The organism is Anaeromyxobacter sp. K (assembly GCF_000020805.1).
GTDB lineage: Bacteria > Myxococcota > Myxococcia > Myxococcales > Anaeromyxobacteraceae > Anaeromyxobacter > Anaeromyxobacter dehalogenans.
The window spans coordinates 550,690-576,869 of record NC_011145.1; the positions used below are offsets into that span (position 1 = coordinate 550,690).

The following is a 26,180-nucleotide window of genomic DNA, read 5'->3' on the forward strand; positions in this document are numbered from 1 at the left end:
CCGCCGCGCGCACCGTGCGATCGACGGCGCGGCGCGAGCGCGGGGGCCGGGCGCGGTAGCGGTACTCGCAGGAGCCGCCCACGTCCCCGCGGCGGGTGATGGTGACGTGGCGGAGCTCGAAGCCCTCGAGGAGCGCCACCACCGCGTGGCCGGCCTCGTGCCAGGCGCGCAGCTCGAGCGCGCCGGGGGGGGCGGGGCGGGGACGGGGCGGGACCGCGGCGGTCACGGGAGCCTCGCCGACAGGATCGCACCCCGAGGTGCCCGGGTCGCCAGGCCGCTCGGGTGGTGCGGGCGGGCGAGCAGGCGCGCGGTCGCGCCACGGGGTGGATCGAGAGGCCCGGTACGATCGAAGGGCCGCCGTGCGCCGTGGCGGCCCTTCTTGGCTCGGGGGACTTCCCGTGCCGCGCGTGCCGTGTACGGGCCTCGTTCCAGCGCCCGGACAGGAGGAGGGACGCCTCCTCGCGATCGGTCCTCACGGCGGGCCTTCGCAGCTCGGCGCGCGGTTTCCGAGCTGGTTCCAGGCTACGCCGTTCCCGCGGCGCCGGCGGCGGTCCTGCGGGCTCGCCCGTTCGACCCGGATCCGCCGCCGCGGGCGCTATACTCCCGCCCCCATGCACCTCGAGGACCTCGGACCCTGGAAGCACGGCCACGCGTTCGGCACGGCGGTGGAAGCGAGCGGCGAGCGGCGCACGCGCTGGGTGGTGGCGCTCACGCTCGCGATGATGGTGGGCGAGATCGCCGCCGGGATGGTCTACGGCTCGATGGCGCTGCTCGCCGACGGCTGGCACATGGGCACGCACGCGGCGGCGCTCGGCGTGGCGGCGTTCGCCTATGCGTACGCGCGGCGGCACGCCGCCGACCCTCGCTACAGCTTCGGCACCGGCAAGGTGGGCGCGCTGGGCGGGTTCGCGAGCGCGGTCGGCCTGGCGGTGGTGGCGCTGCTCGTGCTCGGGGAGAGCGCCGTCCGCCTCGCCTCGCCGGTCGCGATCCGCTTCGACCAGGCCATCGGCGTCGCGGTGCTCGGGCTGCTCGTGAACCTGTTCAGCGCGTTCCTGCTGCGCGACGAGGACCACGGGCACGCGCACGACCACGGTGATCACGAGGACCACGACGACCACCCCGCGCACGACCACGGCGCGCACGGTCACGCGCACAACGACCACGACCACGACGAGCACGGTCACGCGCACCGCGACCACGACCACGACGCGCACGCGCACGCGGTCCACGCCCCCGGCCACGACGAGCACCGGGACCACAACCTGCGCGCCGCCTACCTGCACGTGCTCGCCGACGCGCTCACCTCGGTGCTCGCGATCGTGGCGCTGCTCGCGGGCCGGGTGCTCGGCTGGACCTGGATGGACCCGGTGATGGGGATCGTCGGCGCGCTGGTGATCGCGCGCTGGTCGGTGGGCCTGCTGCGCGACACCGGCGCGGTGCTGCTCGACGCCGAGGTCGCGGAGGGACGCCGCGCCGCCATCCGCGCCGCGCTGGAGCAGGGCGAGGACCGGGTGGCGGACCTGCACCTGTGGCGCGTGGGCCCGCGCCACCTCGCCGCGATCGTGTCGGTGGTCTCGACCGCGCCGCGCGCGCCCGCCGAGTACAAGGAGCGGCTGCACGCGTTCCCGGACCTGGTACACCTCACCATCGAGGTGCACGCCTGCGAGGCGGCGCCGGGCGCCCGGGCCGCGCGCTGACTACCGCGGGCCGGGCCGCGCCTCGGCCTGCTTCGCCGACTGCTCCAGCGCCGCCTCGGCGGTGCGCAACACCCGCGGCCCGTCGTTGTACGCGGCCACCTTCACCGGCGGGTACGCGGCCATGCGCGCGACGATCTCCTCGGCGCGGGCCGCGAGCAGGCGATCGCAGGTGGCGTAGAGGCCGTCCGGCGCCTCCTCGAGCAGGTTGTGCGGCTCGAGGATCTTGCGGATCTCGCCGACCAGCGCGTGCGTCGGGGTGGGGACGAGCAGCGACGCGATGGCGCCGTGCTCGATGCGCAGGCGGCGCGCGAGCGGGAGCGGCTCGCCGCCCTGCGCCTCGCGCGCGGCCGGGAGCAGCACCTTCTCCTCCAGCGCGATGTGGCGCAGCAGGCCGCCGCGAAACGCGTCGTAGGACGGGCGGTCGATCGCGGCCGGGTCGGCCGCGGCGCGGGTGAGCAGGCCGTCCAGCTGCAGGTGGTCGTCGGAGAGGAACCGCTCGATCCGGCCGGCCTCGCGCGCGCTCACGGCGCCTCCTCGTCGTCCTCGTCGGACGCCTCGCCCATGAGCTGCCGGTGCTGGGCCTCGCGGACCATGCGGTCCACCAGCGGGAACGCGGCGCCAGCCAGCTCGGGATCGTCGCGGCCGGCGTCGCCGTCGCGCCCGGCCGCGAGCAGCGCCAGCAGCAGCCAGTCCTGCTCCGAGATGGGCAGGTAGGCCTCGGGCCGGTAGCCGTCCGCCGAGGCGCGGAACGGCTCGAGATCGCCGTGCGCCGGGCGGAGCACCACGAAGCGCCCGCGCTCGAGCTCGCGGTGCGCCTCCAGGAGCCACTCCCGGCGCGCCGAGTCGCGCACCCGCGCCGCCCCGAGCCGGCCGGCGTCGGGGCGGGCGAGGGCGGCCCAGGCGGCCGCCGCGTCGGGAGCGAGCGGCTTGCCGTTGGGATGGGTCGCCGCGCCGGCGGCGTAGCGGGTGACGATCTCGGCGGCCGGGGTGGGCATTGCAGGACCTCGAGCGCGGGGCGGCACGCCCCGGGGCGACGTTGCCGATCGACGGCGCGCACCCGCGAGCACCCCAGGTGATCGCGGATGCGCGAACCGTTTCTAGTGGGCGTGGTGCGTGTCCGCAGCCGGCTTCACGGGGGCCTTGGCGGGGGCGCGGCCGTGGGCGGCGTGCGGGTCGGCCGCGGGTGCCCGGGCGCCGGGCTTCGCGTGCGCGGCGTGCGGATCCGCGGCGCCGGCCTCGGCGTGCCCGGCGTGGGCGCCGCCCTGGGTGGCGGCGGCGTTCACGCCCTCGGCCCAGTGCACGAGCGGCACGTAGGCGGCCACCCAGCGGCGGCCGGCGGCCACGTCGTCGGCGGGCGCCTTCTCGGCGGCGAGCCGGGTCCAGTGCTTCTCCAGGCCCTGGTGCACCGCCGCCTGGAGCAGCCGCTCCACCTCGGCCGGATCGCCCTTCGCGATGGCGCGGTCCATCGCGACCACGGCGGGGTCGAGGTCGGCGCCGGCGGGCTTGAGGCCGGTGTACGGCGCGCCCTCGCCGGCGCGGTGCACGCGGACCAGGGTCTCGAGGAACCAGGTGTCGGCGACCTCGCGGGCCTCGCCGCCGGCCTTGCGTGCGGCGCGGGTCTTCGCGAAGGCCGCCTTGATCTCGGCCTCGTCCGCGGGCTGCACCCAGGCCAGCACCGGGGAGAGCTTGCCGGACTCGAGGGCCGCCTTCGCGGCCACCACCACCGGGCCGTCGAGCGTGTCGCAGTGCGCGCGGGCGGCGGCGGGGGCGAGCAGCGCGGCGAGCGCGAGGGAGAGGAGGGGAACGAGCTGCTTCGGGTTCATGTGCTTCACCTTTCGTCTGTCCGTCGTGACCGGGGGGCCCGCGGAGGACGGCGCTCCGCGGCGGCTGCGCGGCCGTCGGGCCGGCGCAGGAACGTCTCGAGCGTGCGCCACACGCGCTCGACGAGCTCGGGCGGGCGGCTGGCGGCGCCGGGGGAGTGGGCGAGCGCGAGCAGCGCGCCCAGCACCAGCACCAGCGCCTCGTCGATCCCCGCCTCCGGCGAGAGGCCGCCCGCGCGGCGCGCCTCCTCGAGGCAGCCGCGCACGAACGCGGTGGACCGGCGGCGGAACGCCTCGAGGCGCGCGGCCCCGGCGCCGTCGCCCACCAGGCCCACGTCGTCCGAGGCGAACACGCGGGCGATGGCCGGGTTGGCCCGGATGACCGCCACGCGCTTCCGGAAGAACGCGCCCAGCCGCGCCAGGGGATCCGCCGCCTCGGGCGGGAAGCCCTCGAACAGCAGCTCCTCCATCCGGTCGATGGCGGCTGCGGCGATGGCGTCCTTGGTGGGGAAGTGGCGGAACAGCGCCGCGTCGGAGACGCCGACCTCCCGCGCGATGGCGAGCGCGGTGAAGTGGGCGGCGCCCTGGGCGGCGATCACGCGCAGCGCGGCGTCGGCGATCTCGCGGCGACGATCGGTCCCGGGCTTGCGCGCGCTGCGGCTGGCGGAGGAGCTCTGCACCCCGTTGATGTAAGTGAGTACTCACTAACATGCAACGAGGAGACGACGTCCCGGTGGGGCCGCCCCGGAGGAACGTGATGCGGGTGAGAGCGGCCGCGCGGCTACAGGTGCGCGATGCGGGGCGGCTCCTCGTCGTGGGGGTGCGCCTCGTCGCGATCGCGCAGGCGCCGCTCCCAGGAGCGCGTCACCACCTCGCGCGAGCCGAGCCCCACCGCCAGCGCCAGCGCCAGCACGATCCCGCCGAACAGGATCGAGAACGAGATGGTGACGAGCGCGCCGCCCACCCCGAGGTGCTGCAGCGCCATGGCGCCGCCCAGCACCGTCACCAGCCAGCGCGCGCCGGTGGCGAGCAGCCGGGCCGAGCGGATCTGCATGTTCACCGCGCTCACCAGCACGCTCGCCTCGACCCACCGCGACAGCGCCACCGCCGCGGCGAACAGCACGCCCGCCACGATGACGCTCGGCGCGTACGTGAGCACCCGCTCCGCGAGCGCGCTGGTCCAGCGCGACTCGACCGAGGTCAGGCTGAGCGCGAGGCCCACCGCGAACGTGAGCCAGAACGTGAGGCGGGTGGCCCCGGTGACGAGCGAGGGCAGGCGCGAGCGATCCTCCGCCGGCGCCCACCGGCGCAGGAGCCGGTCGAGCTGGACCGCCTTCAGGATCCGGCGCACGAGCCGCGCGCAGGCCCACGCGAGCGCGAGCGACAGCAGCGCGAACACGAGCGTGGCGAGCAGGCCGGGCACCAGCCGGGCGGCGTTGACGGCGAGCCGCTGGAACGACTCGCGGAGGGTGATCGCGACCGCTTCCCACATGACCGGCCTCCTCTCTGCGGGGGACGACCACCGTAGCGCCCGGAGGGCGGCCGGTCAAAGCACCCCCGGTCCGCCTGGCGCCCCTCCCATGGATCGTTTGGGACACCAACGGACCGGGCTGGTAGGATCCGGGGTCACCGCGACCGGTTGCCGCGCCCCGAGCGCGCCGGGCGCGGATCTCCGGATCCTGCGAAGGGAAGGTGCGATGTCGCGCGTGGTGATCGTGTCGAACCGGCTGCCCGTCACCGTGGAGCGTGCGGCCGAGGCCGTTCGCGTGGTGCCCAGCGTGGGGGGCCTCGCCACGGGCCTGCGGCGCCCGCACGAGCAAGGGGGCGGGCCCTGGGTCGGCTGGCCGGGCGATCTGGCCGGGCTGGATCCCGAGCAGCAGGCGCGCGTCGAGGCGCGGCTCTCGGACCTGCGGCTCGTGCCGGTGCACCTCACCTCCGAGGAGGTGCAGCGCTACTACCAGGACTACTCGAACGCGCTGCTCTGGCCGGTGTTCCACTCGTTCCCCGGCGAGGTGCCGCTGGAGATCGGCGGCGCCGCCGAGTACGAGCGGGTCAACGCGCGCTTCGCCGACGCGGTCGCGGCCACCGCGCGGCCGGGCGACGTGATCTGGATCCACGACTACCAGCTGCTGCGGCTGCCGGCGCTCCTGCGCGAGCGGCTCCCCGAGGCGCGCATCGGCTTCTTCCTGCACATCCCCTTCCCGTCGTCCGACCTGTTCCGCGTGCTCCCGCAGCGCGAGGCGCTGCTCGAGGGCATGCTCGGCGCGGATCTGATCGGGTTTCACACGGCGTCCTACATGCGCCACTTCTCCTCGTCGGTCCTGCGCGTCCTGGGCGCGTGGACCGACGTGGACCGCATCCGCTGGCGCGGGCGCGAGGTCCGCATCGGCGTGTTCCCGATGGGCGTGGACGCGGCCGACTTCGCCGGCACCGCGCACGGCGCCGACATGGACGAGGAGGTCCGCGCGCTCCGCCGGGACGGGAGCCGGCTCATCGTGGGGATCGACCGGCTCGACTACACGAAGGGCATCCCGCGCCGCCTGCTCGCCTACGAGCGGCTGCTCCGCGAGCACCCGGAGCTGCGCGGCAAGGTGCGGCTGGTGCAGGTGGCGGTCCCGTCGCGCACCGAGGTGGGCGCGTACCAGGAGTTCCGGGATCAGGTGGACGGGCTGGTGGGCCGCATCCACGGCGCGTTCGCCACGCCGACCTGGTCGCCCATCCACTACCTCTCGCGCGGGCTCGATCGCCCGCAGGTGGTGGCGCTGTACCGCGCCGCCGACGTCATGCTGGTCACGCCCATCCGCGACGGGATGAACCTGGTCGCGAAGGAGTTCGTGGCCGTGCGCGACGACGGCGACGGCGTGCTGGTGCTGTCGGAGTTCACCGGCGCGGCGGCCGAGCTGGCCGAGGCGGTGCAGGTGAACCCGTACGACGAGGCGGGCACCGCGGCGGCGATCCAGCGCGCGCTGGAGATGCCGGAGGACGAGCGGCGCACGCGCATGACGGGGCTGCGGCGGCGCGTCACCCGCTACGACGTCCACTGGTGGGCGCGGACGTTCCTCGACCGGCTGCGCGAGGCCCCCGCGCCGGTCCGGCCGCAGGGGCTGGAGGTGTCGCCGCGCGCGGCCGTCCAGGACGCGCTCTCCCGGCTCCGCGCGGCGCCGCACGCGACGCTGCTGCTCGACTACGACGGCACGCTGGTGCCGTTCGCGCCCACCCCCGAGCTGGCGCGGCCCGACCGCGAGCTGCGCGACCTGCTTCGCGAGCTCGCCCGCCACCCGCGCCTCGCCGTGCACCTCGTCACCGGGCGCCAGCGCGACACGGTGGACCGCTGGTTCGGCGACCTCGGCATCGGGCTCCACGCCGAGCACGGGTTCTGGTCGAAGCTGCCCGGCAACGGCTGGCAGCTCGCCGCCCCGGTGTCCACCGCCTGGCGCGAGCCGGCCCGCGCCATCCTGGAGGAGTTCGCCGCGCGCACGCCGGGGTCGCTGGTCGAGGAGAAGTCGGCCGGGTTCGCCTGGCACTACCGCACCGCCGACCCCGACTTCGGGGCGGCGCAGGCGCACGACCTCATGCTCCACCTCTCCACGGTGCTGTCGAACGCGCCGGTGGAGATCCTGCCCGGCGCCCTGGTGGTCGAGGTGCGTCCGCAGGGCGTGGACAAGGGCAAGGTGGTCGCCCGCGCCGCGGCCGCCTCGCCCGAGGGCAGCCTGCTCGCCGCCCTGGGGGACGACCGGACCGACGAGGACATGTTCGCGGCCCTGCCGACCGGCGCCATCGCGGTCCACGTGGGGCCGTCGCCGAGCCGCGCCCCCCTGCGCCTCGCCGGCGTGCCGGAGTCACGGGCCTTCCTGCGCGGGTTGCTGTAGCCGTTGCGAGCCCCGGCCGGGGAGAGGGCATCGGGTGCCGGAGTCGCGGACGGGGACGGCAGACCAGCTGCGCCGTATGCATCGGGTGCCGGTGCATCGGGTGCCGGAGTCGCGGACGCATGGGGTGCCGGAGTCGAGGGGCATCGGGTGCCGGAGTCGCGGACGGTGGAGCATCGGGTGCCGGAGTCGCGGACGCGGCGGCAGACCAGCTGCGCCGTATGGGACGCCCCATTCGCGGGCCGCCGCCGTGACACCCCCATCACACGTCCCGCATAGGCAAGTGGGCCTTCCGACGACGAGGTGCCCACGTGCTGTATCCCGAGCTGTTCAGGTCCCTGGAGCGCGCCCGCTGGAGCCTCGAGGACGACGTCCCCTGGTCGAGCTTCGACCCGGCGGCGCTCTCCGACGAGCAGGCGCTCACGGTCAAGATGAACGCCATCACCGAGTGGTCGGCGCTGCCCGCCACCGAGATGTTCCTGCGCGACAACCGGCACGACAGCGACTTCTCGGCGTTCATGTCGATCTGGTTCTACGAGGAGCAGAAGCACGCGCTCGTGCTCATGGAGTACCTGCGCCGCTTCCGCCCGGATCTCGTGCCCACCGAGGACGAGCTGCACGCGGTCCGGTTCGAGTTCGACCCGGCGCCCGCGCTGGAGACGCTCGCGCTGCACTTCTGTGGGGAGATCCGGCTCACCCAGTGGTACCGCCGCGCCGCCGAGTGGCACACCGAGCCGGTGCTGAAGCAGGTGTACGGCCTCATCTCGCAGGACGAGGGGCGCCACGGCGGCGCCTACCTCCGCTACATGCGGCAGGCGATCGAGCGGCACGGCGACGCCGCGCGCGCGGCGTTCGCGAAGCTCGGCGTCCTCATGGCGAGCAGCGGCCGCAGCGGCAAGCCGCTCCACCCGACCAACCTGCACGTCAACCAGCAGCTCTTCCCGCGCGACACGGTGCAGAGCCGGCTGCCCGACCCGGGCTGGCTCGACCGCTGGCTCGACGGCCAGATCCGCTTCGACGAGGGCTGCGAGCGGAGGGTGGTGCGGACCATGCTGCGCAGCCTGTCGGCGCTCCTCGGCGAGAGCTTCGAGACCGTCCGCGACCTGAACCGCTACCGGAAGTCGCTCGCGGGTGCGGCGGCGCCGGCGGCGAGCGCCGCGCCCATGCACGCCTGAGCCAGCCGGTCAGCGTCCGCCAGCGCCCTCGAGCCGCGCCACGTCGTCGGCCGTGAGCGCGACCTCGACGGCGCCGGCCAGCTCCCGCACCTGCGCCGCGCTCGTCGCGCTCGCGATGGGCGCGGTGACGCGCGGGCTCCGCAGCTGCCACGCGAGCGCGACCTGCGCCACGGTCGCGCCGTGCGCCCGGGCCACCTCGCGCGCCGCGGCCAGCACCGCCATGGCGGCCCGGTCGGCGAGGAGCGCGTTCACCTTGCCGGCGCGGGCGGTGGGCGGGGGCAGGCCCGGGCCGTACTTGCCGGTGAGGAAGCCGGACGCGAGCGCGTAGTACGTGCACACGCCCAGCCCGCGCGCCGCGCACAGGTCCGCGAGCGCGCCCTCGTAGCCGCCGCGCGAGACGAGATTGTACTCGGGCTGCAGCACCGCGAACGGCGCAAGGCCGGCGCGCGCCGAGAGGTCGAGCGCGGCCGCGAGGCGCGGCGCCGAGTAGTTGGAGGCGCCGAGGTGGCGCACCTTGCCCGCCCGCACCAGCCGGTCGAACGCACCGAGCGTCTCCTCGAGCGGCGTGGCCGGATCGTCGCGGTGCGCGTAGTACAGGTCGATCCGCTCGACCCCGAGCCGCCGCAGCGAGCCGTCGCACGCGTGCAGGATCTTCTCCGCGGAGAGCCCCGCCGCGGCGTCCGGCCCGCCCATCCCGACCTTGGTGGCGATCACCACCTCGTCGCGGCAGCGGCGCTCGCGCAGCCAGGCGCCGAGGATCTCCTCCGACTCGCCGCCGCGGTGGCCCGGGACCCAGGCGCTGTACACGTCGGCCGTGTCCACGAAGTTGCCGCCCGCCTCGCGGTACGCGTCGAGCACGGCGAAGCTGGCGGCGCGGTCGGCGGTCCAGCCGAACACGTTGCCGCCCAGGCAGACGGGGAAGACGGACAGGTCGGTGGCGCCGAGGCGGCGCCGCTGCGGGATCGAGGAGGTCATGGTGCGGGGGATCTAACCGCGCGCGGCCCCGCGTTCACCCGCGCGTGCGCGCGCACCCTCGGCGCGCGGCCGGCGGCGCCGCATCAGCCGCGCGCCGCCTCGAGCTCGTAGAACGGCAGGCCGGCCCGGCGCGCCGCCCACAGGCCCGCGCCCACCTGCACGAAGTGCCGCGCCAGCCGCCGCCGGTACCAGGCGCCGGTGCGCCGGTGCATCGCGGTGTCGGTGCGCTCGAGGTCCACCACCGTCTCGAGGTCGCCGCGGGTGATCACCTCGAGGTAGAGGAGCCCGCGGCACATCGCGCCCAGGTTGTCGATGGCCCGCGCCGCGGCGCGGTCGTCGAGGTAGTGCAGGACCCCGTGACACACGACGAGGTCGAAGCGCTCGCGCGCCCGCCACCGCGAGATGTCGCGCTGCTCGTGCCCGTACCGCGCGCAGGCGTAGGGCGACACGTCGATGGAGCGGTAGGAGGCCTCGGGCCGATGCCGGCGCAGCCACGCCCGCCACAGCCCGGTCCCCGCGCCGACGTCGAGCACCGAGCGGACCTCCACCCCGAGCCAGCCGGCGAGCCCGCACACCCCACTCGCCAGCCGCGCGATCTCCGGCGCCGAGTGGACGCGGTCCTTCCCCCGGTAGTGGCGCCGGTAGTAGGCGGCGTCGAAGCGCCCGGGTGCGTCCGGCGACGCACGGCGGGCGGACGCGGCCGCGGGCGGTGGGGCGGGGCGAGCGGGACGGCGGCGCGGCGCGCGGGGCGGCATGGGCGAGAGAGAACGGCCGGCACGCCGCGGCGTCAAGCGCGCCGTCACACGTCCAGCGTCGGCGCTCCACCGTCGAGCAGCGCCGCGATCATGCGGACGCGCCGCTCGGCGCGGCGGCGGCACGCGGGATCGAGCGAGCGGTCCAGGGCGGCCCGCACCTCGTGCACCGGGTCGCCCAGGCGGCGGTTGCCGGTGATGGGGCCGCAGGGGCCCGGGGTCTTCATCCGTTCGCGCATCGTTGCACCTCCATCTTTCGACCTGAACGCAATATCAGGATGGTCTGACATCGAGGTGCTCGCCTCGACGCGGGGCTGGCGCCCACGGCCAAACGGAGCGATCCAGTTCACATGCCCGAGCCCACCCAGCGCGAGCGCCGCCCTCTTCGCGGCGGCGACCTCGCGGCCATCGTGCTGGCGCTGGCCGTCGCCGGCGCCATCGCCTACTTCTGGGTCCACCGCCGCCCCGCGGCGCCAGCGACCCCTCCCGCGGTGCCGGAGCAATCCGCCCCCGCGGCGACGCCGCCCCCCGCGCCGCCTTCGGCCGCGGTCCAGGCCGACCCGGCGCGGGTGAAGACGCTCCTCGAGGCGGCCTCGGCGGATCCGGAGTACCGCCGCTGGATCGGCGCCGGCGGCGACCTCGTCCGGCTCTGGGCGGTGCTCACCGACAACCTGGCCGAGGGCGTCTCGCCCCGGAAGCAGCTCCCGTTCCTGGTGCCGGAGCAACCGTTCTCGGTGGCGGAGCAGGGCGGCCGGCGCGTGATCGCCCCCGCGTCGTACGCGCGCTACGACCGCTTCGGCGACGCGGTGGCGTCCATCGACGCGAAGGCGATCGCCGCCGCCTATCGTGCGCTGCGGCCCGCCGTCGAGACCGCTTACCGGCTGCTCGGCTACCCGGACGCCGTGCTCGACCGTGTCACCGCGCGGGCGCTTCACCGGCTCGAGTCGGCGCCGCACCCTGGCGGGCCGGTCGAGGTGGTCCCGCACGCGGAGGCCGGGGCCGGATGGGCCTACGCGGATCCGGCGCTCGAGCACCTGGGCGCCGTGGAGAAGCACCTCCTGCGCATGGGCCCGCGCAACGCCGGCAAGGTGCAGGCGAAGGCGCGCGAGATCCGCGAGGCGCTGGGGCTCCGCGAGGCGCGGTAGCCGCCGGCGGGCGGGGTGGCGCGCACGGGCGCGGGGCCGCAACCGGTGCCGCGCAACCGGTGCCGGCGCAACCGGTGCCGGCGCAACCGGTGCCGGAGACGCGGCCGCCGGTGCCGGGGCCGCCGGTGCCGGAGACGCCGGAGACGCCGGTGTGCCGGAGACGGAGACGCGACCCCCCGGTGCCGGAGACGCGGGGTCCCGCCGGGGCTGCGTGCCGGAGACGGGGTCCCCGGCGCCGCCGGGTGTGCCGGAGACGTTGCGGCCGCCCGTGCCGGAGACGCGGGTGGTCCGCGGCTGACGGCCCTCGTGGGTGGCGCGAAGCTTGCCCGGCCGCCGTTCCGCCGCTACACAGCCCCGCATGCCGCAGCGCCTGGAAGCCGCCCGCGCGGGTCCCGTCGCGGGGCCGGACGCCACCCGCTCCGCGCCCCCGGGGCCGGCGCTCGCGCTCCGCGGCGCCGGGCGCGCCTACGGCCCGGTGCGCGCGCTCCGGCCGCTCACGCTGGAGATCCGCCGCGGCGAGCGCGTGGCGCTCCTCGGCCCGAGCGGCGCCGGCAAGTCCACGCTGCTCCGCCTGCTCGACACCTCGCTCGCGCCGTCGGAGGGCATGGTGGAGGTGCTGGGGCAGCCGATCGCCGCCGCAGACGCCCGCCGCCTCCGCGCCCTGCGGGCGCGCATCGGGACCGTTCACCAGCAGCTCCTGCTCGTCCCGCAGGCCACCACCATGCAGAACGTGGTCGCCGGGCGGCTCGGCCGCACCTCGCTCGCGCGCACGCTCGCCGCGCTCGTCTCGCGGCGCGAGGCGGCGCGGGTCCGCGCGTTGCTCGACGACGTCGGCATCGGCGACAAGATCTTCGAGCGGGTGGACCGGCTCTCCGGCGGCGAGCAGCAGCGCGTCGCCATCGCGCGGACGCTCTACCAGGACCCGGAGCTGATCCTCGCCGACGAGCCGCTCGCCTCGGTGGACCCGGCTCGCGCCGCGGACATCGCCGCACTCCTGGCGCGCGCGTTCGCGGGCCGGACGCTGGTCGTCTCCACGCACCGCATCGAGCCGCTCCTCGCCCACGTGGACCGCGTGGTGGCGCTGCGCGACGGGGCGCTCGCGTTCGACAAGCCGGCCGCGGCGCTCACGCTGCGAGACCTCGGCGAGCTGTACGAGGCCCGCCGCGGCGCCGCCCTCCCGGCGAGCGCGCCCGCGGCGCGGCCGCCCTCCGATCCCGAGGTCGCGCCCGGCGGCACGCTCCGCATCGGCGCGTCGAGCACGCCCGGCGAGCACCTCCTCCCCTCCATCGTGCGCGCGTTCGCGCGAGCCTACCCGGGAACGCGGGTGAGCCTCAGCCTGAGCGACTCGGCGGCCGTGACCGAGGCGGTGCGCGCCGGGACGCTCGACCTCGGGTTCGTGGGCGCCCGCGAGGAGGATCCCTCGCTCGCCTACGAGGACGTGGCCCGCGACGAGATCGTGCTCGTGGCGGCGCCCGCGCTGGAGCTGCCGCCCGAGCCCATCGCGCTCGAGGCGGCGGTCCGGCTGCCGCGGGTGGATCGCGAGCCGGGCTCCGGCACGCGCGCGGTGGTCGAGCAGCACCTCGCGAACATGGGGGCGGCGCTCGATCCGGCCGCGGTGGTGCTGGAGGCCGGTGCGCTCGTCGCGCTGAAGGCGGCGGTGGTCTCGGGCATGGGGGTCGCGTTCGTGTCGCGCCGCGCCATCGAGGACGACCTGCGCGGCGGGCACGTGCGCGTCGTTCGGGTGGAGGGGCTCTCCATCCCGCGCCACGTCTTCGCGGTGCTGCGGCGCGATCCGGGGCCGGGCGCGGCAGCGCGGGCCTTCCTGGAGGTCGCGCGCGCCGAGGTGCCACCGTGAGCGCGGCCGTCCTGCAGGAGCGCCCGCCGCTCCCGCTCCTGCTCCGCTGGCCGGGGCTGGTGCTCGCCGCGGTGCTGGGGATCGCGTGGCGCATGTCGGAGGGGAGCCTCGGGGCGCTGCTCGGCCCGGAGGCGCGCTCGGCCGCGGCCGACTTCGCGCGCGGCTTCTGGCCGCCGGCGCACTCGCCCGAGTTCCTCCGCTTCCTGGTCCGGCCGCTCGGCGAGACGGTCGCGATCGCGTTCGCAGGCATGACGCTCGCGCTCGTGCTCGCGGCGCCGCTCGCCTGGCTCGCGACCGCACCGGGCGTCGCCCGCGCGGACGGCGACGCGCCGGGGCCGCTGCGCAGGGCGGCGTGGGTCGGCGCGCGCACGGTGCTCAACCTGATGCGCTCCGTCCCGGAGCTGGTCTGGGCGCTCGTGTTCGTGCGCGCGCTCGGGCTCGGGCCGGCCGCCGGGGTCGCGGCCATCGGGATCGGGTACGCCGGCGTGGTCGGGAAGGTGTTCGCCGAGATCTGGGAGTCCTCGCCCTGCGCGCCCGCCCGCGCGCTCGCCGCGGCCGGCGCGCCTCCGCGCCGGGCGTTCGCGCTGGCGGTGCTGCCGGGGTCGGCGCCGCTGCTCGCCTCGTACGCGCTCTACCGGCTCGACTGCGCGCTCCGCGCCTCGGCGGTGCTGGGGCTGGTGGGCGCGGGCGGGATGGGCGTGCAGCTCGAGCTCTCGCTGAAGATGTTCGCGTACGACGAGGTGGCGACGCTGGTGCTGGCGCTGTTCGCGGTGGTGGCCGCGGTGGACCTGCTCTCCGCGTGGGCTCGCCGGCGCCTCGCCGGGAGCCGCGGGCTCTACCCCGCCGGTCCGGGCGCGCTCCGCTGGCGCGCAGCGATCGTGGGCACCTGGCTCGCGCTCGCTGCGGGCGCGGCCGCATACCTCGAGCTGCCGCTCGGCGAGCTGTTCTCCGGGGCCACGCTGCGGAGCGCGGCGGCCTTCTTCGCCTCGATGTTCCCGCCCGACCTCTCGCCCGGCTTCCTGCGCGGGCTCGTTCCCGCCGCGGCCGAGACGCTGGCGGTGAGCATCCTGGGGAGCGCGATCGCGTCCGTGCTCGGGCTGGGCCTCGCGCTCGCCGCGGTGCACCCCGGCGCGCGCGGCCTGGCCGGCTCGCCCGGCGACTCGCGCTTGCGGTCCGGCGCGCGCCTCGCGCTCGCGGCGGGCGCCCGCGGGGCCATGAACCTGCTCCGCACGCTGCCGGAGCTGCTCTGGGCGCTCCTGGCGATCTTCGCGGTGGGCCTGGGCCCGTTCGCGGGCGCGCTCGCGCTCGGCATCCACAACTCCGGCGTGCTCGGGCGCCTCTACGCCGAGGCGCTCGAGGAGGTCCCGCCCGGCCCGGTGGCGGCGCTCCGCGGCGCCGGGGCGCGCCCGCTCGCGGCGACGCTGCTCGGCGCGCTGCCGCAGGCGTGGCCGCAGCTCGTCGCGTACACGCTCTACCGCTGGGAGGTGGCGGTCCGCGCCTCGGCGGTGCTCGGCGTCGTCGGCGCGGGCGGGATCGGCGCGCTCCTGCACGTCTCGCTCAACCTGTTCCAGCACCACCGCACGCTCACGCTGGTCGCCGCCATCGTGGTGCTGGTGACGGCGGTGGACCTGTTCTCCGGCTGGCTCCGGGCCCGCATGCTGGCGGGCCCGGCGAGCCGTGCCGCGCCGCGCGCCGCCTGCGCGCCCGGGCTCGCGAATGCGACCTGAGCCCGGCCCGCAGCCGCGAGGGGAGGTGAGCCGCGTGCAGCGCATCGAGCAGCGCGTCCCCCTCGACGCCTGAGGCCGCGAGGCCCGCGGGGCGAGTTCGCCCCGGCACGTCCGCCCAAGCCCGCATGCTTCTCACCTCCGGCGCGCCCGCGCCGGAACCTCGGAGCGTCCTTCATGCATCGCATCGCCGTCCTGTCCCTCGCCGCCGTCCTCCTGTTCCCGCCCGCCGCCCGCGCGCTCGACGCGCTGCGGGTGAGCGCCATCCCCGACGAGTCGCCCACCGAGCTGCAGCGGAAGTTCGAGCCGCTCGGCAAGTACCTCGAGAAGCAGATCGGCATCCCAGTGAAGTTCGTGCCGGTGACCGACTACGCCGCCACCGTGGAGGGCCTCGCCGCCGGCAAGCTCGACATGGTCTGGTACGGAGGGTTCACGTTCGTGCAGGCGCGGCGCCGCACCGGCAACGCCATCCCCATCGTGCAGCGCGCCGAGGACGCCCGGTTCCACTCGAAGTTCATCGTGCCCGCGTCGTCGAAGGCGCAGTCGCTGAAGGACCTGAAGGGCGCGAGCTTCGCGTTCGGCTCGGTGAGCTCCACCTCCGGCCACCTCATGCCGCGCTACTTCCTGCTCCAGGCCGGCATCGATCCCGACAAGGACTTCGCCAAGGTCGCCTACTCCGGCGCGCACGACGTGACCGCGAAGTGGGTCGAGGCCGGCAAGGTGGACGCCGGCGCGCTCAACGAGTCGATCTGGCAGCGGCTCGTGGACGAGAAGAAGGTGGACACGAGCAAGGTGCGCGTGCTGTCCACCACGCCGGAGTACCAGGACTACAACTGGACCGTCCGCGGCGACCTCGACCCGAAGCTCGTCGAGAAGCTCCGCGCCGCGTTCCTCGCGCTCGATCCCGCGAAGCCCGAGGACAAGGCCATCCTCGACCTCCAGCGCGCCAGCCGCTTCATCCCGACCTCGCCCGACGCGTACAAGAACATCGAGCAGGCCGCGAAGTCGGCGGGGCTCATCAAGGACTGAGGCCTCGCGAGGCCCGGGCGCGCGGCGCGGTCCGTTGGCCCGCCGCGCGTCGCGGGTCCCTTGGCGTCCTGCGGCTTCGGGCGGTGCCCGGCGGTCAGCCGCCCTGGAACGCCGCGCGGTGGCGCGCTGCAGCAGCGGGATCCATCAGCTCGGCAATACACAGGAGCTGCTCGCGGCGCTCCTCGTCGAGCGCGTGCAGCACCTGCTTTGGCGCGCGCTCCAGCACGGCCACCACCAGCTCAGGGTAGCCGTCGAGCCACAGGCCAGCCACCGCGATCGTCTTGCCTGACTTCCCGTGGATTGTGATGGAGGCGGGGGAGACCTCGACTTTGGAGATGTCGCCCCACAAGATGCGGTGACGCGCTCCGAGCCCGGAGAGGCGCTGGATTCCCTCACCGAAAAAGGCCAGGCGTTCGGTCGTCACGGCGAGGCAAACCGCCGCGACCCCGGCGAGCGCCGCCACGACGTCCAGTGGTGCCTCGCCTCGAAGCACGACATCCAGGTCGGCAAGTGCGAAGAACCCGGGCATCATGGATGCGAACGCGAACCGGCGCCAAGTTGGAATCCTGAGGACTACCCTTCCGCCGGCGGGCAAACCATGGCGGCGCGGCCTCGCGAACAAAAAGGCCGCAAATGCGCTGAATCCGTACGCAAAGCCGAGGTTCAGTCGCGCCGTTTCCGCCCAGGGTAGGGCAACGTTGCCCGCCAGTTTGTCCACCACCGTGTAGGTGGAGAAGATGAGCGGTGCGGCGAGCAGGGTCATCGCGAGGCGACGTCTAGGGCCGTAAGGGACGCGTGGGGGCATTTCGTTCTTAAATCATGAGGCCGACAGTTAGGGGCAACGGTGCCGGAGTCGCCGGCAGGCAACGGCAACAAGGCAAGAACGAGCAGTGCCGGAGTCGCGCCATCAGGCCAGAAGATGGTTCGCGCCGCGGCCATCGAGTTCGCACTGCGGACAGACGGCTCCGATGATTCGCGAGAATCGCCGCACTCAGTGGTGGTACCGAACTTGCGTTGCACGCGGGGATGGCCCGGGTCCCGCGGTTCGCGATGGTGGAACGTGACTCGTCCAACCACTGCACCTGGAGGGCGCACGACTTCGAGTTCGTCTTCGAAGAGGTGGGCGCGCGCGACAAGTTCCTCGAGCTCCTGGGGCGGTACAAGGACCGCTACTGCATCGAGATCGGGTCGTACTGTCTGATGGGCACCCACCCGCACGTTACCTGCACGTGCCGGCAAGAGCAGGTGCAGTTCAGCCGCTTTTGGCAGGCGGTGAACGGTCTGTTCGCGCGCTGGTACAACAAGGTGCGGAACCGGCGCGGTCAGGTGGTGATGGAGCGAATGCGTTCGCCGCGCATCCAGGATGGCGGTGCCCACCAGCTCAGGGTGATGCGCTATGGCGACCTGAACCCGGTGCGAGCGGGGCTGGTGAAGAGCCCGAAGGACTGGAAGTGGTCGAGCTATCGCCACTACGCATTCGGGGAGCCGAACCCACTCATCACCGATGCGCCGGAGTACCTGGCGCTCGGGAAGACGCCTCAGGAGCGCCGAAAGGCGTACCAGGCGCTCTTCGCGCTGCCGCTGTCCGAGTCGCTTCGCACGCGTCGCGTCGAGCTCGTCAGCTTCCCGTTCGTCGGCGACGCGAGCTGGGTGATGCATCGACTCGAGTTGGCGGGCCTGTCGCCACCTGATTGACCGCCGCCGGCATCGCGCCAACGGAACGTCCCTTTGCTCTGACGCGAGCCGTCCGCGCGGATGTCCTTGGGAGGCTGCGGCGCCGGATACCGAGTTGCGGGTGGCGTGCTGCAGATTCCGGCCGGACGCGCGCTGAACTGATGAGGCTTGGCGTCCTCGACGGCTCGAGGGGCCACGTCGGCCCTAACGGCGCCAAGCTGCTGTCTTGCTGGTGCTCAACTCCGCTGCCGGACCCACACCTCCGGTCTGATTACCCGCGGCGTACTTCGGCACCTTCAACCCTCTCGGCCGCAGAGCCGATGCACTCGAGCTCCAGCCGGCGAACCATGCTCGTTAGCCTTTTGTGGCGCGTCCCGGCCGTCGAGGAAACGCAGCATAGTCGGCACGTCGGCGAAGGCTTCCAGCGACGCGTGATCCAGCGCGACGCGCATCACGCACCCGAGCCGCGCGACGGCGTCCATGGAAGCCCGCGAGCGCGGGGCGCGGCGGAGAAGCCGCCCGCCGGCAGGTGTGATTCCGGGGGTCACGACACGGCGTTGGACCTCCGCCGGCGCGACGAAGGCGCCTTTGGCCACGCACGCGACCCGCTCGTCCGCCGCGACTTCGGCGATGAGCGCGGCGAGGAACTCGGACGCGCGTGCGTCTGGGCGGGGCTACGGCCTGGAACCGAGCGAACTGCGGGAGGACGCCGGCGGCGTCACGTGCCTCGTTCCACTGAACGTCCAGCGCGTATCGTTCCATCGGTCCGCTCCATTCATCGAACACGGCGTCGGTTCCGCGCATCTTACGATCGGTACAAGGGGCTGCACGCCTCACGGCACCGCCGGTTGGGCGCGCCAGGGCGACGCAGATAGCAGCGGCCTATCAGGAGACAGCGAACGATGTATTGGAGGTCATCGCCGCTCCGACGCATCCTCCATGCGTCCCCGGGTGCCGGCCGGCCTCCGCGGACGAACGGAGGACGTCCATGACCGTCGCGCTCACTGCCGCAGGCTTCGGCGCGCTGCACGCCGTCTCCGGCCCAGACCACCTGCTCAGCCTGGCGCCGCTCTCGGTGGGGCACGGGCGCCGGGCCTGGCGCATCGGGCTGGTGTGGGGGTTAGGGCACGCGGCGGGTACCGCCGCGGCCGGGGCGGCGCTGCTCGCGGTCGTCTCCGGCACCGGCCTGGCACCGGCCTGCACGGGGTGGACGCGTGGGCCGAGCGCGTTGCGGGCCTGGCGCTGGTCGCGATGGGCCTGGCGAACCTCTGGGCGCTCCGCCGCAGGCGAACCGCGGCGGCTGCCGTCGCGACCCGCGGCCTACGCCGCGCGGTCTTCTCGGTGGGGCTGGTGCACGGGATCACGGGCGCCGCTGCGCTGCTCGTGCTCCTGCCGCTGGCACACGCGAGCGCGCCGGTGAAGGCGCTCACCCTCGCCGGCTTCGCAGCGGGTAGCATGGCCGCGATGGCGGCGGTCACGGCCGCGGTCGCCGCGCTCGCCGCGACGGCGGGTCCCGGGCTCGAGCTGGTCACCCGACGCGTTCCGGCGTTCGCGTCGGTCGCCTCAGTGACCGTTGGGCTGGCTTGGGCGGTGGCGGCCTGACTCCGGCACCGCGCCCCGCGATCGGGCTGACTCCGGCACCATCGGCGCTCGGGCACCGCGCCCCCCGGCTGACTCCGACACCGCGCTCGGGCACCGCGCCCCCCGGCTGACTCCGACACCGCGCCCCTCCGCGCCCCGCGATCGGGCTGACTCCGGCACTATCGGCGCCATCGGCTCGACCTGACTCCGGCACCATCGGCCCTCCGCCGGCACCGCGCCCCCCTGACTCCGGCACCATCGGCCCGCCATCGGCGCCATCGGCTCGGCCTGACTCCGGGCCCCATCGGCCCCATCGGCCAATCGGCTCGACCTGACTCCGGCACCATCGGCCCCATCGGCCCCATCGGCCAGTCGTGACCCGGCGCGTCCCGGCGCTCGCGTCGGTCGCCTCGGTGGTGGACGGCTGACCTGGGCCGTGGCGGCCTGACCCGTGCGCGGGTGCGCTGGCACGCGGCGACGCGGGCCGCGGGCCAGCGGCGGGGCGGAGGAGGGCGGAGGAGGGCGGAGGAGGGCGGCGGGGCCGCACCGTATTCGCGCTGAGTGAAGGAGCGAGCGGCCGGCCGGCGCGTTCTAGACCGCACCGGTCGGTGTTTGACGCGCCGAGGCAAAAGACGGACCCCCCTTGCTCCGGGGAGCCGACCTTGCCACACTTCTGCTCCTTTTTTTCCTGGGCGGTGTCCGCGCCGTTCGCTGCTCGAATCCAGGGCAGTGCGGTGGTTCCGCGCAGGGCCGCAGTCGACGCCAGCTCACTCCTGGAGGTCCGTGCCCGTGACCACGAAGGCGATCAAACCGACCCTGACGAACCCGCTCGATCCGCCCGAGAAGGTGGAGTTCACCATCCCCGGCGAGATCGCCAGGGCCACCGGCGGCTACGAGGAGGCCATGCAGGAGGGCTGGGAGCTCATCCAGCGGCCCATCCGCTCGGTCCCCGTGGACCAGATCGAGAAGCAGCACATCAAGAAGCGCATGACGGTGTGGGAGCGGATCCGCGTCCTCTCGGACAAGGAGCCGATGGTCCTCTACCAGAACTGGGGCAAGAACCTCGACGGCGCCTCGCTCGTCACCGCCATCCTGAACATCGGCGGCCGCGACGTCGCGGTGTACGGGCACGACTTCACGGTCCGCGCCGGCTCGATGGACGCGACCAACGGCTCGAAGCTGGCGCGCCTGTTCCGCATGGCGGGCGAGAAGGGCATCCCGCTCATCGGCATGAACGACTCGGCCGGCGCCTACGTGCCGGCGGGCGTCGGCGGCCTCGACGGCTACGCCGAGGCGTTCACCGCGCTGCGGCGGATCAGCGGCGTGGTCCCGTCGATCATGTGCATGTTCGGCTTCAACGCCGGCGGCGGCTCCTACCTGCCGCGCCAGGGCAGCTTCGTGATCCAGCCGGCCGACACGTTCTTCGGCCTCACCGGCCCGGGCGTGGTGAAGTCGGTGCTGGGCGAGGAGATCTCGCCGGAGGACCTGGGCGGCCCGAAGGTGCACGGCGCCTCGGGCGTGGCCGACCTCACCGTCATCGACGAGCTCGCCGCGCTCCGCCAGGCGGTGCGCCTGCTGAACTACGTCCCGGACAACAACCGGTCGATGGCGCCGTTCCAGGAGACGAGCGATCCGCTCGACCGCAAGACCTGGGAGATCAACACCCTGCTCAAGAAGGCGTTCAACTCGCCGACCGGCTTCAACACGCCGTTCGACGTGTCGATCATCATCCAGCAGGTGTGCGACTACGGCGACTTCTTCGAGATCCAGCCGGAGCGCGCCCGCGAGGTGGTCACCGCGTTCGGCCGCCTGGGCGGCCACGTGGTCGGCTTCGTCGCGAACAACAGCGCCATCGGCTCCGGCCAGATCGACTGCGACACCGCGCTGAAGATCGCCAGGTTCGTGCGCTTCTGCAACATCTACAACATCCCCATCATCTTCATGGAGGACACCACCGGCTTCCTCCCCGGGCGCGAGCAGGAGGCGCGCGGCATCGTGCAGGCCGGCCGCTCCATGCTCGACGCGATCGTGGACGTCCGCACGCCGCGCATCCTGCTCATCCTGCGCAACGCGTTCGGCGGCGCCTACGCCTCGTACAACAACTACCCGACCGGCGCCGACGTGGTGCTGGCGCTCCCCACCACGCGCCTCGCGGTGATGGGGCCGGCCGGCAAGGAGTTCGTCTACAAGGACGAGCTCCGCAAGATGCGCGGCGCCGCGGCCGAGCGCGCCAGGAAGGGCGCGCAGCAGCGCGTGGCCGCCGGCATGGAGGGCGAGGCCGCCCGCAAGGACGCCGAGAAGGAGGCGGCCGAGTGGCTCAAGGGCGAGGAGGCCGCGCTGGGCCGCCGCTACGAGAAGGAGCTGATGAACCCGAAGGAAGGCCTGGCGCTCGGGTCGATCTCGTCGCTGGTCATGCCGACCGACCTCCGCAAGGTGCTCGGCCAGAACCTGCACTTCCTGCTCCGCCACTACACGCCGTCGCCGATGAGCGGCCCGCAGCGCGAGTTCCACTAGGCCCCGCGCACCGGACCCGAGACCCGGAGAACCGAACGACATGGCTTCCAACGTCGACCACTACCGGAACAACCCGCTCATCCACCGCGACCGCCGCCTGGGCAGCTCGCCCTCGGCCTGGGTGCGCTCCTTCGCCTGCGAGGACCTGAAGCCGCTCATCGTGTGCCGCGGTCCCATCCGCAAGGAGGCGATGGACGTCTTCGCCGAGATGGGCATCACGCACGTCGGCATCCTGCTCTCCGAGAAGGACTCGATCGTCTACGCCAACGCGCTCGCCCCCGAGCTGCGCCAGCTCGCGAACCACGACCGCGTCCACCGCGTGCCGGACTACACCGGCGCCACGAAGGAGGAGCGCGTCGAGCGGATGAACCAGATCGTCCAGATCGCGCTCGACAACGGGTACGACTCCATCTTCGCCGGCTACGGCTTCATGGCCGAGGACGAGGAGTTCGTCGCCACGATCGAGCGGGCCGGCCTGAAGTTCATCGGCCCGAACTCGATCACGCAGGCGCGCGCCGGCAAGAAGGACGAGGCGAAGCGCACCGCGCTGGAGGTGAAGGTCAGCGTCACGCCCGGCGTGAACGACGTGGCGGCGCGCACGCTGCTCGCGAAGCACAGGACCCGCAAGCAGCTGCTCGCGCTGGTGGAGGCGGAGGGCCTCGCCTGCGACGCGAAGGTGCTGGCGGACGAGAAGGTGGAGCTCCCGGTGCTCGCCGAGCACGTCCTCCAGGCGTCCTACGCCAGGGGCCTCGACCTCTTCACCATCGACGAGCTGGGCGCGCAGGTCCAGGTCGAGGTGGCGGAGATGTTCCGGAAGTACCCGCGCAGCCGCGTGCGCCTGAAGGCCATCGGCGGCGGCGGCGGCAAGGGCCAGCGCATCCTGGGAGCGTCCCTGCTCACCGCGAAGGACGCCGACGACAAGGCCGTCGCGGCGGCGGCGGCCGAGGCGCCCGCCATGGTGCGCGAGGTGCTGAGCGAGGTGAAAGCCACCGGCGTCGGCGACAACAAGAACGTCCTCATCGAGCTGAACATCGAGCAGACCCGGCACAACGAGATCCAGCTCCTCGGCAACGGGGAGTGGTGCGTCTCGCTGGGCGGCCGCGACTGCTCGCTGCAGATGCACGAGCAGAAGCTGCTCGAGGTCTCCGTCACGCAGGAGGCGCTCGCCGCCACGATCGCGCGCGCCGCGAACAACGGGAAGACGGCCCGCGCCAAGGCGCTCGCGGTGGATCTCGAGATCCTGAAGCGCATGGAGGACGACGCCGCGCGCTTCGGCCAGGCGGTGGGGCTCGACTCCGCCTCCACGTTCGAGTGCATCGTCGACCGCGACCGCTACTACTTCATGGAGGTCAACACCCGGATCCAGGTGGAGCACCGCGTCTCCGAGCTCTGCTACTCGCTCGAGTTCGCGAACCCGGACGACCCGAGCGACACGTTCGTGGTCGAGTCGCTCGTCGAGGCCATGGCGCTGCTGGCGCGCCACAAGAAGCGCCTGCCCAAGCCCCGCCGCATCCCGCGCTTCGGCGCGGCGGTGGAGGCCCGCCTCAACGCCACCGACGCCTCGCTGTCGCCGCACGCGGGCGGCGTGATCCGCTACTGGTCGAAGCCCATCGAGGGCGAGATCCGGGACGACCAGGGCATCAGCATGCCCAACCCCGACACCCGCATGTTCATGCGGTACAAGGTGGCCGGCGCGTACGACTCGAACATCGCGCTGCTGCTCACCAAGGGCGACCGGCGGCTGGAGAGCTACAAGCACATGGCGCGCGTGCTGGCGCGCATGGAGCTGCGCGGCACCACGCTCGCCACCAACATGGAGTTCCACTACGGCCTGGTGAACTGGTTCCTGGGCCAGAGCGTGAACGCCAAGCCGACCACGCGCTTCGTGGTGCCCTACCTCACGCTGGTGGGCATGCTGAAGGACGAGGCGAACAAGCTCGACACCGCCTACGCCTTCGCCGAGATGAAGAAGCACTACGCGAAGCTGATGGCGACCGAGAACCCGGGCGACGCGGCCGCGCAGAAGGCCATGACGGACGTGCTCGATCGCAAGGTGACGCTGCTCACCCGCGTGATCGACCGCTTCCTCGACGACCCGCACCTGTTCGCCGGCTGGCTGAGCATGAACCGCCGCCACTACCGGATCGAGAACGGGAAGCTGCTCTGGATCCGGAACCCGCTGGGCGTGCTCAACGACGCCTACGCCTACCTGAACATGGCGTTCCACCCGCGGCGGCCCGCGTCGCAGGTGATGTGGGAGCACGACCACGAGCTGCTGACGAAGTCGCTGCGCTTCTACGTGGCGCTCCGCGAGCGCTTCGGCCTGAAGCGCGAGGAGTACTACAAGCTCAACGAGATCCTGCAGAAGGAGGAGCCGCAGGACGGCTTCGACGCCGAGACCTGGACGAAGATCCGCTCCGCCCACCTCGGCTACGAGGCGGGCAACGAGCTGCTCGGCCTGCTGTTCATGGTGGCGGAGTCGGTGCGCTTCTTCGACTTCAAGGTGGAGGACGACCTCGAGGTCACCATCCCCGAGCACCTGCACGATCCCGAGCTGCAGGCGCGCATGAAGAAGGTGCTGTGCCCGCCGCCGGCCACCAAGGCGGACGAGCTGGTGGCGCCGTTCGGCGGCATGTTCTACCGGCAGGAGGCGCCGGGCCGGCCGCCGTTCGTCGAGGAGGGCCAGCACTTCGAGAAGGGGCAGCCGCTCTACATCATCGAGGTGATGAAGATGTTCAACACGGTGCGCGCGCCGTTCTCCGGGACCATCGAGAAGGTCCTGATGCAGGGCGCGGACGGCACCGTGGTGCAGAAGGGCCAGCCGCTCTTCAAGATCACGCCGGACGAGAAGTTCGTCCCGGTGGACCCGAAGGCGGTCGAGCGCGAGCGGCGCACCCGGACCCAGAAGCACCTCGAGGGCGTGCTGATGACGTTCGCCGAGAAGTTCACCACCGTCGAGCCCGTCCGGTTCGAGGAGCCGGAGGAGGAGGTGGCCTGGGCCGGGGTGGAGGCGGTCTAGCGCCCCAGCCCACGTCGTGATCCCGGGGACCCCGCCTCGCCAGAGGCGGGGTCCCGCCGTCTCCGCCTCCCGATCCTCAGGACCGGGTCGCCGCCGGGTGCGCCGCCGTCGCCTGCGGCTCGACCGCCGCCGCACGTCGCGCCCGCACCGGCTCGTGGACCGCCGCCAGGCGCGCCAGCGCGAACGCGGCCACCGCCATCACCGCGTCGCGCGCGGCCACGTCCAGGAAAGCGCCGCTCGCGATGAGGTTGAGCGCGATGGCGGCGAGCCAGGCCATGGCGATCCAGCCGAACGTGCGCGCCCGCCCGGACAGGATGCCGACGCCCACGATCACCTCGATGACGCCGGCGGCGCGCATGAACGCCGTCGGGCTCACCGGCAGCAGCCGCACCGCGAGCGGGCTGAGGTAGCCCGCCCAGTCGGCGAGCAGGTTGGTGAACTTGTCCAGCCCGGCCACGATCGGCACCACGCCGAGCGCGATCCGGAGCGCCCAGTACGCGGGAGCCGTCCGGTGAATCTCGTCCCTGTCGGTCCTGTCGGTCATGTGAACCTCCTGCCCCATGGATGCGACGGGCGGCGGCGGCGTTACGGCGGTAACGATCCGGGCGCCCGTGCATCGGATGGACGAGGGGACTGGAGGCTCCATGGCCGTGCAGGCAGGCAGGACCCGCGTGGTGCCCACGCTGGCGCCCGCGGACGACGAGGTGGTGGCGCGGGTGCTCGATGGGGACGCGGCGCTCTTCGAGGTGCTGATGCGCCGGCACAACCCGCGGTTGTACCGGGCGATCCGCTCGGTGCTGCGCGACGAGGCCGAGGTGGAGGACGCGATGCAGCAGGCGTACCTCCAGGCGTACGCACACCTGGGCGACTTCCAGGGGCAGGCGGCGTTCCCGACCTGGCTGGTGCGCATCGGCGTGAACGAGGCGCTCATGCGCCTGCGCGGGCGCGGGCGGCTGGTGCTCGCGGCAGAGCCGCCCGAGGGCGGAAGCGTCGGCGAGGAGGAGCACGTGGCGGATCCGAGCCCCGAGGACCAGGCGGCGACGCACGAGGCACGGGCGCTGCTCGAGCAGGCGGTGGACCGGCTCCCGCTGCACCTGCGGACCGTGTACGTGCTCCGCGAGATCGAGCAGCTCTCCACCGCGGAGGTGGCGGCCGCGCTCGAGCTGGGCGAGGAGGCGGTGAAGGTGCGCCTCCACCGCGCCCGCCTCGCGCTCCGCGAGCTCATCGCCGAGCGCGTCGGCCAGAGCGCGCCCGAGGCGTTCGGGTTCCTCGCGCCGCGCTGCGACCGCGTGGTCGCCGCGGTGCTCGCGGCGATCCCTGCGCGCCGCTGAACGTCCTCAACAGCGGCGGGCCA

22 protein-coding genes are annotated in these 26,180 nt (G+C 73.9%); 12 read left to right on the plus strand and 10 right to left on the minus strand.

What is annotated here, in order from left to right; genetic code table 11:
- Positions 1-611: 611 nt before the first annotated feature.
- On the plus strand, positions 612-1,697 hold the full coding sequence (locus ANAEK_RS02360) for a cation diffusion facilitator family transporter (protein WP_012524550.1): 1,086 nt from the start codon (positions 612-614) through the stop codon (positions 1,695-1,697).
- Here ANAEK_RS02360 and ANAEK_RS02365 read toward each other — a convergent pair whose 3' ends face one another.
- The 5 genes from ANAEK_RS02365 to ANAEK_RS02385 all read right to left on the minus strand — a co-directional run bounded on the left by ANAEK_RS02365 (position 1,698) and on the right by ANAEK_RS02385 (position 5,009).
- Positions 1,698-2,222, minus strand: a complete 525-nt coding sequence (locus tag ANAEK_RS02365) for a hemerythrin domain-containing protein (protein WP_012524551.1) — start codon at positions 2,220-2,222, stop codon at positions 1,698-1,700.
- Positions 2,219-2,692 carry a hypothetical protein gene (locus ANAEK_RS02370; RefSeq protein ID WP_012524552.1) on the minus strand — a complete coding sequence of 158 codons (474 nt, stop codon included), beginning with the start codon at positions 2,690-2,692 and terminating at the stop codon, positions 2,219-2,221. Before ANAEK_RS02370 ends, ANAEK_RS02365 begins: the two co-directional genes overlap by 4 nt.
- Positions 2,693-2,794: 102 nt before the next feature.
- Positions 2,795-3,520, minus strand: coding sequence for a DUF6448 family protein (locus ANAEK_RS02375; protein WP_012524553.1), 726 nt, complete (start codon positions 3,518-3,520; stop codon positions 2,795-2,797).
- A 5-nt stretch (positions 3,521-3,525) separates the two neighbouring features.
- A complete protein-coding gene (locus tag ANAEK_RS02380) occupies positions 3,526-4,197 on the minus strand; it encodes a TetR/AcrR family transcriptional regulator (RefSeq protein ID WP_012524554.1) in 672 nt (223 codons plus the stop codon).
- 101 nt (positions 4,198-4,298) lie between these two features.
- On the minus strand, positions 4,299-5,009 hold the full coding sequence (locus tag ANAEK_RS02385; RefSeq protein WP_012524555.1) for a hypothetical protein: 711 nt from the start codon (positions 5,007-5,009) through the stop codon (positions 4,299-4,301).
- Positions 5,010-5,214: 205 nt separating this feature from the next.
- Between ANAEK_RS02385 and ANAEK_RS02390 the strand changes: the two genes are divergently transcribed.
- Together ANAEK_RS02390 and ANAEK_RS02395 are read left to right on the plus strand one after the other, a co-directional pair.
- Entirely contained in the window at positions 5,215-7,386 is a 2,172-nt protein-coding gene (locus tag ANAEK_RS02390; protein ID WP_012524556.1) for a bifunctional alpha,alpha-trehalose-phosphate synthase (UDP-forming)/trehalose-phosphatase, read from the plus strand.
- Between the two features lie 308 nt (positions 7,387-7,694).
- Entirely contained in the window at positions 7,695-8,558 is an 864-nt protein-coding gene (locus tag ANAEK_RS02395) for a ferritin (RefSeq protein ID WP_012524557.1), read from the plus strand.
- 9 nt (positions 8,559-8,567) lie between these two features.
- Here ANAEK_RS02395 and ANAEK_RS02400 read toward each other — a convergent pair whose 3' ends face one another.
- From ANAEK_RS02400 to ANAEK_RS02410, 3 genes are all read right to left on the minus strand, one after another.
- Positions 8,568-9,533 (minus strand): aldo/keto reductase, encoded by a 966-nt coding sequence (locus tag ANAEK_RS02400; RefSeq protein ID WP_012524558.1) that lies wholly within the window; start codon positions 9,531-9,533, stop codon positions 8,568-8,570.
- 83 nt (positions 9,534-9,616) lie between these two features.
- On the minus strand, positions 9,617-10,288 hold the full coding sequence (locus ANAEK_RS02405; protein ID WP_012524559.1) for a class I SAM-dependent methyltransferase: 672 nt from the start codon (positions 10,286-10,288) through the stop codon (positions 9,617-9,619).
- Positions 10,289-10,332: 44 nt separating this feature from the next.
- Positions 10,333-10,524: a hypothetical protein gene (locus tag ANAEK_RS02410; RefSeq protein WP_012524560.1), complete on the minus strand. Its 192-nt coding sequence runs from the start codon at positions 10,522-10,524 to the stop codon at positions 10,333-10,335.
- A gap of 111 nt (positions 10,525-10,635) precedes the next feature.
- On the opposite strand from ANAEK_RS02410, the gene ANAEK_RS23590 reads away from it, so the two are divergent.
- The 4 genes from ANAEK_RS23590 (at position 10,636) to ANAEK_RS02430 (ending at position 16,038) form a co-directional block, all read left to right on the plus strand.
- Positions 10,636-11,430 carry a DUF3014 domain-containing protein gene (locus ANAEK_RS23590; protein WP_012524561.1) on the plus strand — a complete coding sequence of 265 codons (795 nt, stop codon included), beginning with the start codon at positions 10,636-10,638 and terminating at the stop codon, positions 11,428-11,430.
- A 358-nt stretch (positions 11,431-11,788) separates the two neighbouring features.
- Complete coding sequence (locus tag ANAEK_RS02420; RefSeq protein WP_012524562.1) at positions 11,789-13,285, plus strand: LysR substrate-binding domain-containing protein; 1,497 nt, start codon at positions 11,789-11,791, stop codon at positions 13,283-13,285.
- A complete protein-coding gene (locus ANAEK_RS02425; protein ID WP_012524563.1) occupies positions 13,282-15,012 on the plus strand; it encodes an ABC transporter permease in 1,731 nt (576 codons plus the stop codon). Before ANAEK_RS02420 ends, ANAEK_RS02425 begins: the two co-directional genes overlap by 4 nt.
- 174 nt (positions 15,013-15,186) lie before the next feature.
- Positions 15,187-16,038, plus strand: a complete 852-nt coding sequence (locus ANAEK_RS02430) for a putative selenate ABC transporter substrate-binding protein (protein WP_012524564.1) — start codon at positions 15,187-15,189, stop codon at positions 16,036-16,038.
- A gap of 94 nt (positions 16,039-16,132) precedes the next feature.
- On the opposite strand, the gene ANAEK_RS02435 is transcribed toward ANAEK_RS02430, so the two are convergent.
- Positions 16,133-16,801: a hypothetical protein gene (locus ANAEK_RS02435; RefSeq protein WP_012524565.1), complete on the minus strand. Its 669-nt coding sequence runs from the start codon at positions 16,799-16,801 to the stop codon at positions 16,133-16,135.
- 263 nt (positions 16,802-17,064) lie between these two features.
- On the opposite strand from ANAEK_RS02435, the gene ANAEK_RS02440 reads away from it, so the two are divergent.
- From ANAEK_RS02440 to ANAEK_RS02455, 4 genes are all read left to right on the plus strand, one after another.
- On the plus strand, positions 17,065-17,733 hold the full coding sequence (locus ANAEK_RS02440) for a transposase (protein WP_012524566.1): 669 nt from the start codon (positions 17,065-17,067) through the stop codon (positions 17,731-17,733).
- A gap of 1,185 nt (positions 17,734-18,918) precedes the next feature.
- The gene (locus ANAEK_RS23245) at positions 18,919-19,314 is read left to right on the plus strand and encodes a hypothetical protein (RefSeq protein WP_232288349.1); all 396 of its coding nucleotides are present in this window, start codon (positions 18,919-18,921) and stop codon (positions 19,312-19,314) included.
- A gap of 768 nt (positions 19,315-20,082) precedes the next feature.
- Complete coding sequence (locus tag ANAEK_RS02450) at positions 20,083-21,807, plus strand: acyl-CoA carboxylase subunit beta (protein ID WP_012524568.1); 1,725 nt, start codon at positions 20,083-20,085, stop codon at positions 21,805-21,807.
- Between the two features lie 40 nt (positions 21,808-21,847).
- Complete coding sequence (locus ANAEK_RS02455) at positions 21,848-24,826, plus strand: biotin/lipoyl-containing protein (protein WP_012524569.1); 2,979 nt, start codon at positions 21,848-21,850, stop codon at positions 24,824-24,826.
- 76 nt (positions 24,827-24,902) lie between these two features.
- Here the strand turns inward: ANAEK_RS02455 and ANAEK_RS02460 are convergent, their stop codons facing one another.
- On the minus strand, positions 24,903-25,370 hold the full coding sequence (locus ANAEK_RS02460) for a DoxX family protein (protein WP_012524570.1): 468 nt from the start codon (positions 25,368-25,370) through the stop codon (positions 24,903-24,905).
- Between the two features lie 100 nt (positions 25,371-25,470).
- On the opposite strand from ANAEK_RS02460, the gene ANAEK_RS02465 reads away from it, so the two are divergent.
- Positions 25,471-26,157: an RNA polymerase sigma factor gene (locus ANAEK_RS02465; protein WP_012524571.1), complete on the plus strand. Its 687-nt coding sequence runs from the start codon at positions 25,471-25,473 to the stop codon at positions 26,155-26,157.
- Positions 26,158-26,180: the final 23 nt, after the last annotated feature.

Bases quoted from the DNA above. Each gene is read 5' to 3' on its own strand.
- ANAEK_RS02375 (WP_012524553.1), bottom strand. From the start codon at position 3,520: ATGAACCCGAAGCAGCTCGTTCCCCTCCTCTCCCTCGCGCTCGCCGCG.
- ANAEK_RS02455 (WP_012524569.1), top strand. From the start codon at position 21,848: ATGGCTTCCAACGTCGACCACTACCGGAACAACCCGCTCATCCACCGC.
- ANAEK_RS02410 (WP_012524560.1), bottom strand. From the start codon at position 10,524: ATGCGCGAACGGATGAAGACCCCGGGCCCCTGCGGCCCCATCACCGGC.
- ANAEK_RS23590 (WP_012524561.1), top strand. From the start codon at position 10,636: ATGCCCGAGCCCACCCAGCGCGAGCGCCGCCCTCTTCGCGGCGGCGAC.
- ANAEK_RS02460 (WP_012524570.1), bottom strand. From the start codon at position 25,370: ATGACCGACAGGACCGACAGGGACGAGATTCACCGGACGGCTCCCGCG.
- ANAEK_RS02360 (WP_012524550.1), top strand. From the start codon at position 612: ATGCACCTCGAGGACCTCGGACCCTGGAAGCACGGCCACGCGTTCGGC.
- ANAEK_RS02370 (WP_012524552.1), bottom strand. From the start codon at position 2,692: ATGCCCACCCCGGCCGCCGAGATCGTCACCCGCTACGCCGCCGGCGCG.
- ANAEK_RS02405 (WP_012524559.1), bottom strand. From the start codon at position 10,288: ATGCCGCCCCGCGCGCCGCGCCGCCGTCCCGCTCGCCCCGCCCCACCG.
- ANAEK_RS02435 (WP_012524565.1), bottom strand. From the start codon at position 16,801: ATGACCCTGCTCGCCGCACCGCTCATCTTCTCCACCTACACGGTGGTG.
- ANAEK_RS02385 (WP_012524555.1), bottom strand. From the start codon at position 5,009: ATGTGGGAAGCGGTCGCGATCACCCTCCGCGAGTCGTTCCAGCGGCTC.
- ANAEK_RS02420 (WP_012524562.1), top strand. From the start codon at position 11,789: ATGCCGCAGCGCCTGGAAGCCGCCCGCGCGGGTCCCGTCGCGGGGCCG.
- ANAEK_RS02400 (WP_012524558.1), bottom strand. From the start codon at position 9,533: ATGACCTCCTCGATCCCGCAGCGGCGCCGCCTCGGCGCCACCGACCTG.
- ANAEK_RS02465 (WP_012524571.1), top strand. From the start codon at position 25,471: ATGGCCGTGCAGGCAGGCAGGACCCGCGTGGTGCCCACGCTGGCGCCC.
- ANAEK_RS02440 (WP_012524566.1), top strand. From the start codon at position 17,065: ATGGCCCGGGTCCCGCGGTTCGCGATGGTGGAACGTGACTCGTCCAAC.
- ANAEK_RS02390 (WP_012524556.1), top strand. From the start codon at position 5,215: ATGTCGCGCGTGGTGATCGTGTCGAACCGGCTGCCCGTCACCGTGGAG.
- ANAEK_RS02430 (WP_012524564.1), top strand. From the start codon at position 15,187: ATGCATCGCATCGCCGTCCTGTCCCTCGCCGCCGTCCTCCTGTTCCCG.